Source organism: Roseivirga sp. UBA1976, from assembly GCF_002336325.1.
Taxonomy (GTDB): domain Bacteria; phylum Bacteroidota; class Bacteroidia; order Cytophagales; family Cyclobacteriaceae; genus Roseivirga; species Roseivirga thermotolerans.
In genome coordinates this window covers 1-17,802 of sequence record NZ_DDDQ01000059.1, presented here as the reverse complement: position 1 = coordinate 17,802, position 17,802 = coordinate 1, and the positions used below count along the sequence as shown (strand labels likewise).

General features: G+C 44.7%; 15 protein-coding genes and 1 pseudogene. 8 read left to right on the top strand and 8 right to left on the bottom strand.

Annotation, left to right across the window (positions count from 1 at the left end; all coding sequences use genetic code 11):
- Positions 1 to 723, bottom strand: a 723-nt coding sequence (locus tag B3763_RS06605; RefSeq protein WP_286744995.1) for a PAS domain S-box protein, incomplete at its 3' end; no start/stop codon positions are given.
- Between the two features lie 579 nt (positions 724 to 1,302).
- Between B3763_RS06605 and proC the strand changes: the two genes are divergently transcribed.
- The 4 genes from proC to B3763_RS06585 all read left to right on the top strand — a co-directional run bounded on the left by proC (position 1,303) and on the right by B3763_RS06585 (position 5,618).
- Positions 1,303 to 2,145 carry a pyrroline-5-carboxylate reductase gene (gene proC / locus B3763_RS06600; RefSeq protein WP_286744993.1) on the top strand — a complete coding sequence of 281 codons (843 nt, stop codon included), beginning with the start codon at positions 1,303 to 1,305 and terminating at the stop codon, positions 2,143 to 2,145.
- Between the two features lie 3 nt (positions 2,146 to 2,148).
- Positions 2,149 to 2,928 carry a glutamate 5-kinase gene (proB, locus tag B3763_RS06595; RefSeq protein WP_286744990.1) on the top strand — a complete coding sequence of 260 codons (780 nt, stop codon included), beginning with the start codon at positions 2,149 to 2,151 and terminating at the stop codon, positions 2,926 to 2,928.
- A 10-nt stretch (positions 2,929 to 2,938) separates the two neighbouring features.
- On the top strand, positions 2,939 to 4,138 hold the full coding sequence (locus B3763_RS06590; protein ID WP_286744989.1) for a glutamate-5-semialdehyde dehydrogenase: 1,200 nt from the start codon (positions 2,939 to 2,941) through the stop codon (positions 4,136 to 4,138).
- 154 nt (positions 4,139 to 4,292) lie between these two features.
- On the top strand, positions 4,293 to 5,618 hold the full coding sequence (locus B3763_RS06585; RefSeq protein ID WP_286744986.1) for a dipeptidase: 1,326 nt from the start codon (positions 4,293 to 4,295) through the stop codon (positions 5,616 to 5,618).
- A 104-nt stretch (positions 5,619 to 5,722) separates the two neighbouring features.
- On the opposite strand, the gene murB is transcribed toward B3763_RS06585, so the two are convergent.
- Genes murB through B3763_RS06570 form a run of 3 tightly spaced genes read right to left on the bottom strand, consistent with a single transcriptional unit; the run spans position 5,723 to position 8,904 of the window.
- Positions 5,723 to 6,730 (bottom strand): UDP-N-acetylmuramate dehydrogenase, encoded by a 1,008-nt coding sequence (gene murB / locus B3763_RS06580; RefSeq protein ID WP_286744984.1) that lies wholly within the window; start codon positions 6,728 to 6,730, stop codon positions 5,723 to 5,725.
- 6 nt (positions 6,731 to 6,736) lie between these two features.
- Positions 6,737 to 7,189, bottom strand: a complete 453-nt coding sequence (locus B3763_RS06575) for a DinB family protein (protein WP_286744981.1) — start codon at positions 7,187 to 7,189, stop codon at positions 6,737 to 6,739.
- A complete protein-coding gene (locus B3763_RS06570) occupies positions 7,186 to 8,904 on the bottom strand; it encodes a phospho-sugar mutase (RefSeq protein ID WP_286744980.1) in 1,719 nt (572 codons plus the stop codon). Before B3763_RS06570 ends, B3763_RS06575 begins: the two co-directional genes overlap by 4 nt.
- Before the next feature lie 293 nt (positions 8,905 to 9,197).
- Here B3763_RS06570 and B3763_RS06565 point away from each other — a divergent pair, with 293 nt between their 5' ends.
- Positions 9,198 to 9,620, top strand: a complete 423-nt coding sequence (locus tag B3763_RS06565; protein WP_189631096.1) for a hypothetical protein — start codon at positions 9,198 to 9,200, stop codon at positions 9,618 to 9,620.
- Between the two features lie 231 nt (positions 9,621 to 9,851).
- Here the strand turns inward: B3763_RS06565 and B3763_RS06560 are convergent, their stop codons facing one another.
- Complete coding sequence (locus B3763_RS06560; RefSeq protein WP_189631097.1) at positions 9,852 to 12,167, bottom strand: S9 family peptidase; 2,316 nt, start codon at positions 12,165 to 12,167, stop codon at positions 9,852 to 9,854.
- A 141-nt stretch (positions 12,168 to 12,308) separates the two neighbouring features.
- Here B3763_RS06560 and B3763_RS06555 point away from each other — a divergent pair, with 141 nt between their 5' ends.
- Entirely contained in the window at positions 12,309 to 13,511 is a 1,203-nt protein-coding gene (locus B3763_RS06555; protein WP_286744978.1) for a PQQ-dependent sugar dehydrogenase, read from the top strand.
- A gap of 324 nt (positions 13,512 to 13,835) precedes the next feature.
- Here B3763_RS06555 and B3763_RS06550 read toward each other — a convergent pair whose 3' ends face one another.
- A complete protein-coding gene (locus B3763_RS06550) occupies positions 13,836 to 14,852 on the bottom strand; it encodes a pirin family protein (RefSeq protein WP_286744976.1) in 1,017 nt (338 codons plus the stop codon).
- Positions 14,853 to 14,964: 112 nt separating this feature from the next.
- On the opposite strand from B3763_RS06550, the gene B3763_RS06545 reads away from it, so the two are divergent.
- Positions 14,965 to 15,843 carry a TolB family protein gene (locus B3763_RS06545; RefSeq protein WP_286744973.1) on the top strand — a complete coding sequence of 293 codons (879 nt, stop codon included), beginning with the start codon at positions 14,965 to 14,967 and terminating at the stop codon, positions 15,841 to 15,843.
- A gap of 50 nt (positions 15,844 to 15,893) precedes the next feature.
- Here B3763_RS06545 and mog read toward each other — a convergent pair whose 3' ends face one another.
- A complete protein-coding gene (gene mog / locus B3763_RS06540) occupies positions 15,894 to 16,439 on the bottom strand; it encodes a molybdopterin adenylyltransferase (protein WP_189631100.1) in 546 nt (181 codons plus the stop codon).
- 68 nt (positions 16,440 to 16,507) lie between these two features.
- Between mog and B3763_RS06535 the strand changes: the two genes are divergently transcribed.
- Positions 16,508 to 17,104 carry a peptidylprolyl isomerase gene (locus B3763_RS06535; protein WP_286744971.1) on the top strand — a complete coding sequence of 199 codons (597 nt, stop codon included), beginning with the start codon at positions 16,508 to 16,510 and terminating at the stop codon, positions 17,102 to 17,104.
- On the opposite strand, the pseudogene B3763_RS06530 reads toward B3763_RS06535, so the two are convergent.
- Positions 17,101 to 17,802: pseudogene (locus tag B3763_RS06530) on the bottom strand (MFS transporter); the annotation flags it as partial. The gene B3763_RS06535 and the pseudogene B3763_RS06530 overlap by 4 nt on opposite strands.

Below are 17,802 nucleotides of genomic sequence, written 5' to 3'. Positions count from 1 at the left end.
GGTGGTTTCAGGATTTGTGTACAGGTGTTCTTTAAAAACCTCCAGTGCCTCATCGAAGGCTTTGATAACAATTTTTTCGCGAGTCTTTTCTAGTAAGGCTACGGGGATAGTGGGAGCTTTCTCTGGGTTTTCTACCACAAACTCATGGTCTTTCCAGATGGCATATACCTGGCCATGCTTGCTGTTGCTGCTTATTTTAAAATAGCAGATGGAATCTATCTCTGCTACCGAAGCCACTAGCTCAAATGTACCTGAAAGGGCCTCATCAATGGTTTCGCAACTCAATAAGTAGGAGTTAACTTCTGAAATAGTGGTAAGAAAAAGCTGTTGCTGCAAGAGCTTATTGTCTTTTTCCCGGTCATCGGTTAGATCAATCACACTCACTAACTCGCCCGGGCGACCGTCATAGTCTATGGTGTTTCCTTTAATGTGTACGTAGAGTATCCGCCCGTCTTTGGCCATGTGTCTGTACACTCGCTGTGGGGCTTTTTCGGCTTTGCTTTTGAGTCGATCTATGGCTTTGAGCAGCAACTGAACATCTTCTTTAGGTCTGATGTCCTTCAGTGTCATACTCAAAAATTCTTCCCGGCTATAGCCATAGAGTCGAATGGCCGAGTCGTTCACATAGAGAAAACGTAGACTTTCAAGGTCATATACCCACATAGGGAAGGGGCTTAGGTCTATGACCTGCTTAAACGATTTAATATCGTTTACTACTTCCATATTTGGGATTTGGTTCATGGGTATAATTATCCAACTTAATAGATGTACAATAAGTTACTCAATAATTCAACTACGTGCAATGGAGGTGAAGAATGTATAACCAGCTATAAACTTATTCTGACGATTGTTAATGAGAATCGGAGGTGACCCGATGTAAAACCAGCATGGTTGAGGCAGGCACTGGTATAGCAATCAATCATTCATTGTACTAAAGCTAGTTAAAAATTGTGGTTTGTTAATACAATACCATTGCATTCTCTCGAAAGATAAGGGTTCTTTGAAAGGGCTGGCTCCATTTCTTAGACTTTGATATTCAATCGTTTTCAGGGTTTTTGAAAAAAATCTGAACTATGCCGCCCTCTTTGTGTTTTATTAGTGTTATGAGCTACGCAGAGAATAGAATACATCCAAAAGATAGTATCGAGTCTCATCCTACAGGCCTGTTTCTGGCCAAATGCTCCTTTAGAAGTTAAGATGCTTTGAAATACTTTCTCTGATCCCGGCATTTTCATGTTCGGGCTGAAAGCTATTGTCAATTCATTTGTCAAACCATCATTCATTTTTAATCACAAATAAATTATGAAAGTACTAGTTATTGGGGCAGGTAATATGGGCCTCACTTACGCCTCGGCTATTGGAAAGTCGGGCTACCTGAAAAAAGAAGACCTAATGGTCTACGATAAGTCTATTGAATTGAGGGAAACCTTAAAGAAGGCCAATGAAAACTTTGAGGTATATGACACCCTGGAAGAAAGTTTGCCTGTGAGTGATATCATTTTTTTGGCTGTCAAGCCTTATCACAACGATGAGCTTATGGCCGAAATGAAGGAAATGATGAACGATCAGCAGTTGGTCATTTCGATAATGGCCGGAGTAACCATAGAAACCATTCAGAAAGGTTTGGGCATTAATAAGGTAGTTAGAGCCATGCCTAACCTTCCGGCTCAGGTAGGAAAGGGCATGACCTCATACCTGGCGGCTCCCGAAATTTCACGCATTGAACTCTGGATGGTCGAAGACTTACTTAACTCCACGGGAAAATCGGTTAGGGTCGATTCACAGATGTTTATTGATGCTTCCACGGGTATTTCCGGTAGTGGTCCTGCCTATGTGTTCTATTTTATGGAATCCATGATGGAAGCAGCCAAGAGCATGGGCTTTTCTGATAACGATGCAAAAGTGTTGGTAAGCACCACCTTTGAAGGAGCCATTGAGCTCTTTAACAAAAACAAACTATCGCCCAACGGTTGGATGAAACGAGTGGCCTCTAAGGGAGGAACTACCCAGGCTGCTCTGGATTCTTTAGAAGATAACAATGTAAAAGAGCTGATTCATGATGCGGCTTACGCTGCTTTTAACCGGGCCGTAGAGCTGGGACAAACTAAAGAAGAGAAAGAACAACTTGAAGAAGTAGAAAAATAGGTTTTGGAGAAATCAGAAAAGAAAAGAATAGTAATTAAAGTGGGTACTAACGTACTCACCAATAAAGACAACCGATTAGTAAGACCCATCATTCATCAAATAGTGAAGCAAATTGCGGAGCTGTATGAACAGGATATTCTTTCCGTACTCATCTCTTCGGGTTCGGTGATTTCCGGAAAAGAGGTAGTGGGCAGTTGCAATATAAAAGATAAGGCCACCCGAAGACAGGTATTTTCATCGGTAGGACAGCCTCGCATGATGCGCCAGTACTACGAAACATTCCATGATTACGGCATGAAATGCGCTCAGGTGTTGGCTACCAAACGAGATTTTAACCCGGGAGTATGGAGAGAAAACATGATTAACTGCTACGAGGGACTACTTTCAGAGGGTATAATACCCATTGCCAATGAAGATGATGCTACCTCAGTTTCGCACTCCATGTTTACGGATAACGATGAGCTGGCCAGTCTGGTAGCAGAATTAATAGGCGCAGATATGCTCATTATTCTGACCGATACCCATGGCCTTTACAATGGCCACCCAGATGACGATGGCACAAAAATAATTAGAGAGGTAAAGGCCGATGAACGCCTGGACCACTACATACGAGAACGTGGCAAGGGCGAGGCAGAAGGTAGAGGAGGGATGGGCTCCAAACTTAAAATTGCCCAAGGTGCGGCCGCTAAAGACATTACCACCTACATAGCCAATGGAAAGCGTGAACGCGTGATACTGGATATTGTGGAAGGCAAACGGGTAGGTACAAAGTTTACATCATAAAATATTGACAATGAATTTATTAGATACAGATATAAAGAATAAGGTTTTAGATACAGTTATAGAATTGCTCGACCGGCACAGAGCTGAAATAATTCAGGCCAATTCGCTGGACTTGAAGGCCTTTAACAAGGGCGATAGAGCCATGTATGATCGGCTGGTGGTCGATAATAATAAAGTGGATGGAATGATAAAAGCAGTAAAAGAGGTGAGGGAGCAGGAAGACCCGGTGGGTAAAACACTATCGGAAGTAGAGCGCGACAATGGACTGAAGATAGTCAATAAAACGGCCCCCTTCGGTACCATTATGATCATATATGAGTCCAGGCCCGATGTTACGGTAGAGGCGGCTGTATTGGCTTTTAAAGCCAATAATAAAATTTTGCTTAAAGGAGGTAAAGAGGCAATTCATACCAACAAAGTGTTGGTAGATCTATGGCACAAAGCCCTTAGGCTCAATGGCCTTTCTGACGAGTATATTCAATTACTCAACCTGAAAAGAGAAGAAACACAGGCCTTTCTCAAGAATCCTACTCAGCCCATAGATCTGATTGTACCTCGCGGTGGTGAGCGGTTGATTCAATTTGTGAAAGACCATGCGGCCTGCCCGGTATTGGTATCGGGGCGAGGCAACAACTTTATTTATGTGGACCATACGGCCGACTGGGAACAATCCATTAAGGTAATACTCAATGCAAAAACCGATAAGATATCGGCCTGCAATGCTTTAGATAAAATATTGATCGACAAGAGATTGCCTGATCTTGAGAAGAAGCTAGTTCATCTGCAAAAGGCATTACATGAATTTGAAGTGGCTTTGCTGGTCGATGAGCAGGTAAAAGAAGTATTGCCCAATGAACAAGTAATAGAAAATGAAGAAACATGGTATGAAGAGTTTTTGGCACTCAAAGCATGCGTAGCGCTTGTGAGTGACGAATTAGAGGCCATAGAGAAAATCAACAAGTACTCTGGTGGCCACTCTTCTGCCATTATGACTAACGATATGGCTAAAGCCAGAGAATTTATGGATAGGGTAGACAGTGGAGCCGTTTACCATAATGCATCCACCCGATTTACAGATGGTGGGCAGATGGGTGTGGGGGCCGAACTGGCCATAAGTACAGACAAGCTTCACCACCGGGGGCCATTAGGCCTCGAACAGTTGGTTACCAACAAATACTATGTATATGGCCAAGGGCAGGTAAGGGTTTAAATACACGCCCCATACATACACTTTTCAGGCAACTATCTCTGTCAACCAGAGGTAGTTGCTTTTCCTTTTTTATGACCATTAAAAGAATTGTATTCTCAGAAAGTCATAATAGTGATTAGATTCAAGGGAGAATTCAACCTAATTTAAAACAAACATGATAAAACGATTTTTAAGCCTGGCTTCGGCTACACTCATTTTTTGGTCGTGTGGTCCCAAAGAAAAGGAAACCACTGATGTGAGCAATATGACAGAAGAAGAGCTAATTAATTATGCCAAAGGTGTTCACGACCGGGTAATTACGCTCGATACGCATGACGACATCAACACCACCAACTTTACAGAAGAAACCAATTACACTCAGCGTCTTTCCACGCAGGTGAACCTGCCAAAAATGGAAGAAGGGGGGCTGGATGTAGCTTGGTTTGTGGTGTATACCGGACAGGGAGAACTTTCTGAGGAGGGATATGCCCGAGCTTATGAAAATGCCGATGACAAATTCAAAGCCATTCACAGACTGTGCGAAGAAATTGCTCCGGATAAAATTGAGCTGGCCTACACCTCTGACGATGTGCGCAGAATTGTAGCCGCAGGGAAAAAAGTAGCCATGATTGGAGTGGAAAATGCCTACCCGCTGGGAATGGAAATAGACAGGGTGGAGGAATTTTACGATAGAGGTGCGCGTTACATGTCGCTCTCTCACAATGGTCATAGCCAGCTGAGCGACTCTAACACGGGCGAAAGAGACTCTGTTTGGTTACATAATGGATTGAGCGATTTTGGTAAACAAGTGGTGGCCGAAATGAACAAGTGGGGCATAATGATCGACCTGTCGCACCCTAGCAAAGAGGCCAATATGCAAGCCATGCGATTGAGTAAAGCTCCGGTAATTGCTTCGCACTCTTCGGCCAGAGCTTTGAATGACGTGAGCCGAAACATGGACGATGAGCAACTAATGATGCTGAAAGAGAATGGTGGGGTAATTCAGACGGTGGCGTTCAAGAGCTATGTAAATGCCGAAAAGAACCGCTTGCACAGCGAAAAGATGAATGAAGTGATGGAGCGAATTGCGGGTGAAGAAGGCTTTGAGATCAAATCCAGAAGTGAGCTGAGAGAAATGTCGGCCGAAGATCGGGAGTCCTATTACGAGCAGCTCTCTGCCTTTAGAGAGAAGCACGGAGAAACCATTGAGAAAGAAGTTAATGCGGTGGCTCCACCGGTTGATGTAGCCGACTTTGTAGATCATATCGACTATTTGGTGAAAAAGATAGGCCTTGAGCATGTGGGCATAAGCTCCGATTTCGATGGTGGAGGGGGTATTGAAGGTTGGAGCGATGCTTCAGAGACCTTTAATGTGACGCTCGAACTCGTAAGAAGAGGCTACACCGAGGAGCAGATAGCCAAGTTGTGGAGTGGAAATCTGCTGAGAGTATTGGATGAGTGTCAGGCCATAGCCAAGAAAATACAGGCCGGAGAGCTTTAGAATACCAGTGATTGGGTTAGAATGCCCTAAGGAGCATTGAGTTCCATAAAAACCCTTCAGTACTACGTGTATTGAAGGGTTTTTTTAGTTTATGTAAGCGCATGCTAAATAATATTAACCTCCGGGTGCAACTCTATACCAAATTTTTGACTTACCGAAGCTTGAATATCAAAAGCCAACTCTTTGATGGCATTTCCATTTCCTCCACCATAGTTTACTAAAACCAGTGGTTGTAGTTTATGCACCCCAATATTGCCAAAAGTCTTTCCTTTCCATCCGGCTTGCTCAATGAGCCAGGCTGCAGGGATTTTCACTTTACCATCCGGCTGATTGTAGCCCGGTACATTGGTGAACTCCGCCTTTAAACCCTCATAATCAATTTTATCTACTGAAGGATTTTTGAAGAAACTGCCTGCATTACCAATTTGTGCGGGGTCGGGGAGTTTACTTTGCCTTATTTTGATAACAGCATCTGAAATAGCCTTTATGCTCAGCTGCGTTACTGCCATTTCATCAAGGGTTTGCTGTATGGCTCCATAGGAAGTGTTGAACTCATGGGCTTTGGTGAGCTTGAAAGTAACTGAGCAGATAATGAAACGGCCTTTAAGTTCCTTTTTAAAGACACTTTCGCGATAGCCGAAAGCACATTCGGCATGGTTAAACCGCCTCAGTTGGCCACTGGCAATCTCCAGGGCTTCTAAATGATCGAATACCTGCTCTATTTCTACACCGTATGCACCAATATTTTGCATGGGAGCTGCCCCCACAGTACCCGGAATAAGCGAAAGGTTTTCAATACCTCCCCAACCGTTTTCAATGGCTTTTAGTACAAACTGATGCCAGTTTTCACCAGCCTGAACTTTTACACAGTAGTGCTCCTCTGTTTCTTCAATGAGTTCTACACCCCTTAACCCGTTTTTTAAAACCAGTCCCTCAAAATCGCGCGTTAGTAACACATTGCTTCCTCCGCCCAATACGAGAAGGGGCATGCCTGCGCTTTGCTCAAGCGCCTGCTGCAATTGGTCAACCGACCGAAAGGTGAAGAAATGGGACGCTTTGGCTTCAATACCAAAGGTGTTGTACGACTTTAGCGATACGTTTTTTTCGAACATGAACGATTACTTATCAAAGAGCCTGCGATGATAATTGAGCTGACCCAAGTGGTAGTTAAGGTGACCATAGAGGTGGTAAATAAAACTGAGGGTGCTCATTTCCTTGTTGAAAACATTGACAGGATAGACCTCAGAAAGCTGAGTTTCTTGTATGTTTTCAAGGGTTTCGGTTACAATATTTCGGGTTTGTTTAATCTGATCTATGATCTCCGATCGCTTTACATCTTTGAGATTAAACTCATCGTCACGCTGTCTAATGTAGCCACTACCACCCAAAATGGCCCCAATAAAATGCCTGAGATTGCCGCAAAGGTGCAGGGCCAAATTACCGCCACTGTTGGCAATGTCGCCTCCAGTCAGCCACAAGTTTTCCTCCTTTTTATATGATTTTACTTCTTTCAGGAGCGTATCTAACTCCCTTTGATAAAGCTCTATTAATGGTTCTATTATAGCACTCATAGTTTTAAATCAGCTTTTATATGCTCTATTTTGGCCTTTAGGCTCTCTTTTACCTGTTGGTAGGCTTCGCTGTTGGCTAAAGGCGCGTTTACACTTATATAAAATTTTATTTTTGGCTCTGTGCCTGATGGCCGGGCCGATACTTTGGAGCCATCCTGAAGCAAAAACTGAAGTACATTAGATTTTGGTAAATCAATTGTCGTCTCATTGCCAGTTAGCAGATCTTTGCTTATTGAAGCCTGATAGTCAATGCTTCTGACCACCTGCTGACCCGCCAGTGTTGCGGGAGGGTTGGCCCGGAAATCGGCCATCATTTGCTGAATTTCTTCTGCTCCCTTCATGCCTTTTTTAGTAATGGAAATGAGGTCTTCCAGATAAAATCCATATTCCCGATAGATTTTGGCCAGCAGGTCGAAAACGGAGAGCCCCTGGTCTTTGGCCCAGGCACACATTTCGGCTAGCATGGCACATGAAGCAATGGCATCCTTGTCGCGCACAAAGTCGCTGATCATGTAGCCATAACTTTCTTCTCCACCACCAATAAACTCCTTTTTACCTTCCAATTCTCTAATGAGAGCGGCTATAAACTTGAAACCCGTTAAGGTATTGGGGCAATCGACCCCAAAGCCTGCGGCTATCTTATCCAGAAGGTCGGTAGTTACAATGGTTTTTACAATCATTTGCCGGCCATCCAGCTTGCCCCTGTTTTTCCACTGAGTAAGCAGGTAGTAGATGAGTAGGGTAGCGGCCTGATTTCCATTAAGAATCTCAAACTCCCCGCTCTCGTTTTTAGCCGCAATTCCCACACGGTCGGCATCGGGGTCGGTGGCCATCACCAGATCGGCATTTATAGCTTTGGCTTTGGCCAGGGCTATGCTCATGGCTTCTCGTTCTTCCGGGTTGGGATATACCACCGTTGGGAAATTACCATCAGGAGTAGCCTGCTCTTCTACCACCGTAACGTTTTTAAAGCCCTTGCGCTCTAACACTTCGGGCACCAGGGTGATGGCAGTGCCGTGAATAGGAGAGAAGACTATTTTGAGTTGACTCTGTCGCTCAATTGCCTCAGCATTAAGGGTGAGGTTCAAAATTTCATTGATGTAGGCCTCATCAACTGCCCGTCCGATAAGTTCAATCTTGCTATCATCTTTTTCAAACTTTACCTGTTCTACTCCGGAAATAGCCTGAACTTCTTTGATGATGTTTTTATCGTGAGGGGATATTACCTGAGCACCATCTTCCCAATAGGCTTTATAACCATTATATTCTTTGGGGTTATGCGAAGCAGTTAGTACCACACCACTTTTGCACCCAAGCTTTCTTATCGCATAGGAGAGTTCCGGGGTAGGTCTCAACTCCTCAAACAGGTAGACGTGAATGCCATTGGCCGAAAAAACAGCGGCTGTTGTTTCGGCAAAAAAACGGCTGTTGTTTCGGCTGTCATGAGCAATGGCCACCTTTACCGTTTCATTCGGAAAGCATTTTTTCAGGTAATTGGCCAGGCCTTGAGTGGCCATTCCAACAGTGTATTTATTCATTCGGTTGGAGCCTACACCCATTATACCCCTCAGGCCTCCGGTGCCAAATTCAAGGTCTTTGTAAAACGCATCGGCCAGATCGGTATCAGACATGGCTCTTATCGATGCTTTGCTGTCTTCATCAATGCCCGAATTGAGCCAGGTATTTATTTTTGCTTGTATTTGTTCGGTGATCATACGTTCAGTTTAAGCGTGGTGCACATCAGAGTTGTTAAGTGAAAAACTCAAATGCATGTGGTTTATTATTACTTGTAAAAATGAGTCTCTGAATACACTTCAAAAATAGATGTCCATTTGGATTGGAAAAAGGAATTGCCGGTGAATATATGACAAGAAGCAATCCTTTAGGTTTCGGGCAGGGCATTCCACTTCATAAAAAGCCGGATTAGTGGCCTCCTTTTCCCAGCTTTTCTATTGAGAGTTTGGAAGTTAAAAATGAACTCAACAGCTTTGCACACAAACGATAATTCATGGACGTAGATAAACTGAACAGGGACTTTGCATTGATTGCAGATAAAATCAACGAATTAGACGAGTTGGACTATAACGATGAGCGTTATGATGATCTGGAAGAGGAGCTGCACGACTTGGAAGATGCTTTTATAGAGGAGTTTGGTGCCGATTTGGAAGAGGCCATTGCACTGGTTCACGATGAATTTTGCCCCGATAACGAGGTACTTTTGCCAATTGCCTACTTTGCCAAAAACTATATCAGAAACCAAAAAGACAATCAGGGCCGATATAGCTACGATGTGGAGTATGGAGAGGGTGTTCCGGTTCAGGTAGATGACTTCCCCGATCAGGAGGTACGTTTGGTATTGGTGCCCGGACCAACGCGTCTCATTGTTACAGTGGGTAATACGGCCAAGCAGGTGGCCTGGAGAGCAAAGTAATTGAAGTTATAGGCTTTCTTACTTCTCTCGCATGTTGTGATATTTTGCCACCATTGATGTTTTCGCAAATGGTTGTTAAAAGACGCTGTGAGTACACAGTTTATGGCTAGTATACTGGGTCTAACAAATGCGATCTAAATGAGTAACCCCATAAATTAATCATAAAGACATGAAAAAGCCCGCTCTGAAGTCAGAGCGGGCTTTTTTGTTAGGCTATGCCTTCAGTAACCCTTAGTTATCATCGGGCAGGTCTATGTCTACATTGTTTCGGTAGTCGCCCAAAAGGTGTTCGGCAAAGAAATACCACATCATGTATTCGTAGTAGTCTCTTTTGCTACCGTAACCATGGCGCGAACCCGGAATAGGCATATAATCGAAGCGTTTGCCGGCTTTCATCAGCTCATCGGCTACGCGCAAAGAGTTGCCCGGATGCACGTTATTGTCGCGCGTACCATGGGTTAGCAACAAGTGACCTTTCAGGTTTTTGGCCAATGACTGGTTGGTTTCAATCTTGGCATTCCATGTGGTTTGCGTAGTTTCGTTGCCATCCTTGTCTTTCTTTTTCTTGTCTACACGCTTTACACCGTTGTGCGTTTCGCTCCACCATTTGTTATAAATGTTGTTGTCATGATTACCGGCCGAAGAAGCTGCGGCATCATAGAAATCGGGGTAAGTGAGTAAAGCGGCTGTAGACATAAAACCACCACCGGAGTGCCCAAAAATACCTACATGATCCAGGTCTATGAATGAATGACGTTCCGCCAGTTGCTCAAGCGATCGCTTGTCATCTTTGAGGGCGTAGTCACGCAAGTCCTGATAGCCATAAGTATGGTAATACTTATCTCTCATGGGGCTACCGCCACGGTGGCCCATAGAAACTACAATGAAACCTAGCTGAGCCAGTGCGGTGTTGTAGCCGCCTGTAATACTAAAGTCGTTGCCGAACGACTCCGTTTGTGGTCCCGGATATACGTAAGATATGATGGGGTATTTACGAGTTGAATCGAAATCGAAGGGCTTGTACATTACGCCATACAGATCGGTAATGCCATCGTCTGCTTTTACCTTAAAGCGTTCCGGCATTTTAAAGCCTGCCTGATTAAGCAGAGTCATGTCAGCCTCTTCCAGCTTCATTATTATATTGCCCTCGTTGTCTTTTAAATATGACTGAGGTACCATGTCTACAGCCGAAAAGTTATCTACATAGTACTTGCTCGACTCGCTCATGCTCATAAAATGATTGGCCGGTTCAGTGCTCAATGCTTTAAAGCCAGTTCCATCCAAATTAGCCTTATACATTAGGGCATAGTATGGGTCAACTCCCGGCTCACGACCTCGCGCTTCAAAGTATACCTTTCTACCCACCGTGTCTATTTGTTGTATTCGGCCGGTCACAAAGTATCCGCTGTTAGTGATTTTGTTTTTAAGGGCTCCGGTGTTGCCATCGTACAGATACAATTGTCCCCAACCGTTGCGCTCAGACCACCAGATGAGTTCTTGACCCTCGTTGAGTATAGCCAATTGCTGATAGCTCCAGTTAAAATATGGGTGGTTTACATCGGTAAAAAGTGTTGTTACCTCTCCCGTAGCCGTATTTACGCGACATACGTCCAGCGTATCAGAGGTTCTGTTCATTCGGGTAAAGAACATCTTATCGGAGGTTTTACCCGGCAGGTAAGCACTTATGGTTTGGTCGGTGTATTTGTCAATGTCCAGAATGGTTCGGGTGCGTGTGGCCACATCAAAGAGCTCTAACTGCTCCTGAGGCACTTCTTGCTCTCCCGGCATGGCATATTTATAGATCTCAATTTCCGGTCTTGGGTTCTTTAGTTCGTCAATTACAAATAGCTCACCTACCTTGCGGGAGTCAGATCGGTTCACAAACATCTTACTTTCATCTTCGAACCACCGGGCTCTTGCACGACTCTTTTTGTCTTTGGCGGTATCACCCTGATCCCAGGCATAGCTAAACCAACGCTCGCCATCTTCGGTAAGCTGAATTTCAACCGAATCAGGATCATCGGCTTTCATAAGATAGAGGTTATGATTCTTCGCAAAAGAAATCCAGGTACTATCAGGAGAGTAGGTAGCCCAGTTATTACGCTTAGGAGCTTTTTCGGTTGAATCTCCTTTGGTGATGAGCTTGGTGTTAAGATCGAAATGATAGTCGATGCTATCTACCATAAAGGTCAGCGTTCGGTTATCATCTTCCAGTTCAAGCCCTTTCAGATCAAGGTCCAGGTAGTTCCATGGCTTACGGGTCAATTCACTCAGCTGAGCAGCAAAGTCTTTGTTGTTGAACATGAGCGTTTTGGTCTTTTTGGCCGGATCAACCACATAAAAGTTTTTTCCATTGGTGGTTGTGTAGGTATACCAAAACTTATCGCTGTCCTTAAACCACTGCGGGCTTACCCGGGTGCTTTTAAGCATGTTCCGGATGTTGGTCGACTTAAACTTCTCAGCCGCCTTAAAGTTGGCTTTGTGCTGTTGGGCTACAGCACAGAAGCTTAGCAGCACAAGCAGCATAGATAGGTAGAGTTTCTTCATAGTTTGTTTGTATTTGGCCATCAATAATATAGGCTTTATCATTTTATTAAAACATCAATTGAGTTGAGTGGTCAATAATGGTATGAATGGAGCTTTGGTATTGTTAGTGCAGCAAGGCATACTTGCTTAAAATTATCCATCATGCCATTTACAGTTTTTTTAAAACCATTTTTAAGCCTCATTGCGTTTATTGTGTATACCTTAAATAAGACCATGAGAATAAAATCACTTCTTTTTACCACCGTATGGTTATCAGCTTTGGCCTGCAAGGCAGGGCCTAACGATGTACCTCTCACCGAAAAAGATACTGAACCAATAAGAGTAAAAGCCGAGCTGGTAAACGATAAGCTTAAGAACCCGTGGGGAATGGCTTTTTTGCCCGATGGCCGGATTTTAATTACTGAAAAGGAAGGTAGGATTGTGCTTCTCGAAAATGGTGAGATTGTCAATGACCATGTAGCCGGAGGGCCTTCTAGTGTAGTGAGAGGGCAGGGTGGTTTGCTGGATATTGAGTTGCACCCCAATTTTGAGAACAATCGATGGGTATACTTTACCTATGCCAGCAATGAAGGTGATGGAGATGGTGCCATGACTGCGCTGAGCCGCGCTCAGTGGAACGGTTCGGCCTTCGAAAACCATGAGGTACTCTACAAAGGAAGTCCGAATACACGAGCCAGCCAGCATTTCGGCAGCCGAATTGCCTTCGACCGCGATAATCATGTCTACTTCTCCATTGGTGATAGAGGAAATAGGGATGGGAACCCTCAAGACATTACACGAGATGGAGGAAAGATATACCGCTTGAACGATGACGGTTCAATTCCTGCAGATAACCCTTTCATTGGGCATAAGGGAGCTAAGGAAGCCATTTATTCTTATGGACACCGCAACCCGCAAGGGTTGGCCATGCACCCCGAAACCGGAGCTATTTGGTCTCATGAGCATGGCCCTCAGGGTGGCGATGAACTTAACCTAATAAAGAAAGGGGCAAACTATGGCTGGCCTGTAATTACCTATGGGGTGAATTATGGTGGCTCGCCAATTACCGATGAAACTACTCGCCCCGGAATGGAACAACCGGTTACTTACTGGGTGCCCTCTATAGCTCCCTGTGGAATGGCCATTGTTCATCAATCGAATTATGAAGGGTGGGATGGTAATATCATTGTTGGCTCTCTTAAGTTCAATTATTTAGTGCGTTTAGTAGTAGAAGATGATGAGGTGGTGGCAGAAGAGAAAATAGCCGAAGGAATTGGCCGGGTAAGGAATGTGGAAATGGGCAATGACGGTTATTTGTATGTTGGAGTAGAAGGGGGCGGACTTTACCGATTGGTTGCCGACTAATAGATTAGAAGGACTTCCGGGGGGGCTACGTCCATCTCAATAAGAGCCATTTGTGAAGACGCGAATGGTGGCAAAAGGCCAAAGCTAGGCCATGCCGCTTAAGTAACCCAACTAACTTTTAAGATGCCCTCTTACTTCTTGCAAGCAATGATAATTGCTTGCTCATATGGACCGGGAAGGTTCCGAAATCAAATGCCTTTTGATTGCTATAATCACTCTGAAACTTGCCTTTGCCACAGGCAGGCAAGCTCAGTGTGACGCTTACAAAGCTTTCCAGACGCTCTCTTCAGGCCAGTGAGATTAGAAATCTACCTAAATAGCCCTTTAGCCTTTTTCTTCCAGCCTTCCATCGGCATGCAAGGCAAACCTACCCCGATCGGGAGCATGTGTGTGGGCATAAGAAGGCCAGGGCCAGCCACCGAATTCAGTCTGCTGAAACTGAGCAAAGACATTCTGAATTTCCTGATGTGAATTCATCACAAAAGGGCCATACTTAGCCACAGGTTCACCAATGGGTTTGCCCTGAAGTAAAAGTAGTTTTGCACCGCTGGCCGAGGCCTGCAAGTTGGTGGTTTGTTCGGCTTTTAATTTTACGGTATGCATGGCCGGTACCTCAGCACCTTCTACATCGAGCGAATCACCGTTATACAAGTAAATGCTGCGGTTGGTGTCTTTGCGGCTGGCGGGCAGGGTGAAACGGGCATTTGGAGCCATATCAATCAACCAAACGGCTACATCGTTTTCAGGGTTGGCCGCAAACGAATCTGGCGCAGGCGCATAACGCTTCACTTCGTTTAATTCACCACATATTACTTTAATGCGACTCAATGCTCCACGGCTGTCGGTAAACTCCACCATAGGAATGTCTTCATTCCAAAGCATTCCAAAGTAAGGCGGTACTTTTTTGCTTTTAGCCGGAAGGTTAAGCCAAATCTGAAAGAGCAGTAAGTGATTTTCCGCATCTTCTTTGAGCAACGGAAACATTTCGGCATGTTGAACGCCTCCACCTGCGGTCATCCATTGCACATCGCCATTGCCAAACCTACCGGCTGCTCCTAAAGAGTCCGAATGATCTACCAGTCCTTTTTCGGCAATGGTTATGGTTTCAAAGCCGGCATGCGGGTGGGCCGGAAAACCCGGGACGCTTTCTCCATGATACATGCTCCAACCGTCTTTACCACTAAAATCGGATCCAATATTTCTGCCGCTGGTTCCCCCAAACGGCCCAAGGTGCCCATTTCCTCGCGGATATTTATCGTTGTGATAGGCGCAAAACAAAAAAGGGTCTTGCGTTTGCCAGGGAAATTGAAGGGCTTCTATTCTAATGATGGAATTGCTCATAAAATTCGGTTATACATGTAGCAACATACAAAAAGGAAAGAAAGTTTTGTCTCTTTAATGCGCACATATTTTACCAATTTAAGCCGAAATAGAGACTTCTGATTGGCCGACTATGAAACACCCCTTGTTCTTTTGTCTATTAATGATGCTGGCCGCATGTAGTGGCAACTCACCAAAGATGGGAGAAAGGCTGGTATACCTTAAAATATCGGATGGAAATGCTGATTTATATAGTGCCGATGTATTTGGGCAGTGGGAAGAAAGACTTACTTCCAGCCCAGGTTATGACCAAAGTCCTAAATGGAATGCAACGCTGAATAAACTGATCTATTACTCCAACGATTCGCTGGGAAACTTTAACGTATTGTCTATGGATCTGAGGACAGGAACTACTGTTACGCTTCCTTTTTCAGATCTAGATAACTATCAGTTGTCGCCCGATGGTCGTTTTATCTTCTATACTGTTTCGGAAGGGGAGACGACTCATATTTGGAGGGCCGATATAGACGGAAGTAATCCAGAACAACTAACTCACCATGAGGGCTACAACGGACGCTTTAGTATTTCTCCTAACGTTGAAAAAATGGCTTTCATTTCTGACCGAACAGGTACTAATCAGCTCTTTATTCTGGACTTGAAGAGTATGGAGTTAGAACAGATAAGCTTTTTTCCGCTGATGGCAAAATATTCAAGCTGGTCTCCTGATGGAAAGCAATTGGCCCTATGCTTAGCAGGAGATGCGGAAGAATTGCAGTGGGATATTTGGTTGTACACCACAGCCAATGGAGCACTTGAAAGAATTACCAATACAGTATATTCTGAACAGGAAATTGCCTGGTCCATCAGTGGCCGAAAAATTGCTTTTCACGGAACCACTGCAAGCGATGGAGATCAAATCTATACCATCGATTTAGTGGATGGAAGTTTTGTTAAAATCACCTCGGGCAATTTCTATCACGGTGAGCCCACTTGGGTGCCCTCTCCTAAATAGTGTACCCCTTAGTCTGTTTATTGATTTTGCCAAGGCTAAGAACGGATGTCTTAGGCCTTTGGTCGAAATACCTTGATAACTTCCTCTTTTGTTTTCAGGTACGGGCCATTGATTAAGTCTATGCAATATGGAACGGCCGGAAATACGGCATCCAGACATTCGCGGATAGACTTGGGTTTGCCGGGCAGGTTAATAATAAGGCTACTGCCTCTGATCCCGGCTGTTTGCCTCGAAAGAATGGCCGTAGGCACATACTGAAGGCTTACCTGACGCATAAGTTCGCCAAAGCCGGGCATCATTTTGTCACAAACCGTCTCGGTTGCTTCAGGTGTAACATCGCGTGGAGCCGGCCCGGTACCTCCTGTGGTCACAATAAGGCAGCATTTTTCTTTGTCTGCCATTTGCTTAAGGGTGCTTTCAATAAGGTATTGTTCATCAGGAATAATCTGGTGAATGGGTTCCCAGGGCGTAATGAGGTAGTCATTGAGGGTGTCGATAATGGCCGGACCTGAGAGGTCTTCGTACTTTCCTTCGCTCGCTCGGTCCGATACTGTGATAATACCGATTTTTACCGGTGCTGTTCCATCCAATTCCATGCTCAAAGAAACAATGGAGCCTTCTCAAATCCAATGCATGCCTTAAGATTATGCCTTATATTGGTGTCATGAAAAAGTATTTTGTAGCCCTGATAGCCGCTTTACTTCTGGGTTCAGCACCCCTTAAACGATACGAAGTGGCCCAAATTAACACCCGATTTGGTGAAATTCTGGTTTGGTTATATGACGATACACCCAAGCATAAGGCGGCATTTTTAGAGCTGGCTCGCGAAGGATATTTCGATGATTATACCTTCAATAGGGTTATTGAAAACTTTGTAGCTCAGGGTGGTTGCCCCGATACTCCGGAAGGCTTTGCCTACTCGGTGCATCTGTTGGAACCGGAGTTTGAAGCCGGGCATAAGCATATTTACGGAGCTTTTGGTGCAGGAAGAGATAACAACCCCGGTAAACTATCTGCGGCTTGTCAGTTTTACATTGTGCAGAATAAGGAGGGGCTTCCACGGCTTGACGGTAATTATATGATCTATGGGCAAGTGATTAAGGGAATGGATTTGGTTGATCGCATCGTAAAGGAGGAGAAGGATAAAAACAATGCTCCTTTAGAGCCGATTCCGCTCGATGTAAATGTGATTGAAATGACAGCCAGAGAGCTAAAGGCTTTGGGGCTGGATGTTACCACCCAAACATTTAAAGGATATTAAGGGGTCTTAAAGAGTCTGCGGGTATATATGAGCCCAAACAAAGGCCCAATGAATAAGGTGAATAGTAACCATTCTACGGGTAGGAATGTACTCAGAAATTGCAGCATCTGAATACTCGGAATGGTAAGAAAAAAGCCGATAGAAACGGCCAAAGTAAGCGCAGTACCCTTAAGTTCTGTGGGAGCTTTTTGGGCATTGAGAGCGGAGAATTGTGCCGAATCGCCAATAACGGCATAGCCCCATAGACAAACTGCGATTAAGTAAAGCCATTGAGGCAGAGAGAATAATAATGGAGAGATGAGGCAAAGGGCCCCGGAGGTCATAAGAAAAGCATAGGCTACCCGGGCACTTCCTTTTTTCACTGACCAGTACCCACCTGTTACACAACCAATGGCACCCATGGCCATCACAACAAAGGTCCATAAACTGGAGGGCAATGCCTCAGAGTAATGTCCAAGAACCAGGGGTAAGAATGCCCAGAAGGTGTAAAGCTCCCACATATGGCCAAAGTAGCCGAATGCAGCATGGCGAAACTCTTTCTTTTTAAATACATGAAGAGCCTGTTTCATCGAAAATCCACTCGATTTGACTCGTGAGGGACCATCGCCCACAAAAAAGAAAATGAGCGTTCCCCCAAAAACGGCAAGGGTGGAAGTTCCAATCATTACCGGTTGCCAGTCATAGCCGCCCCCCAGGTG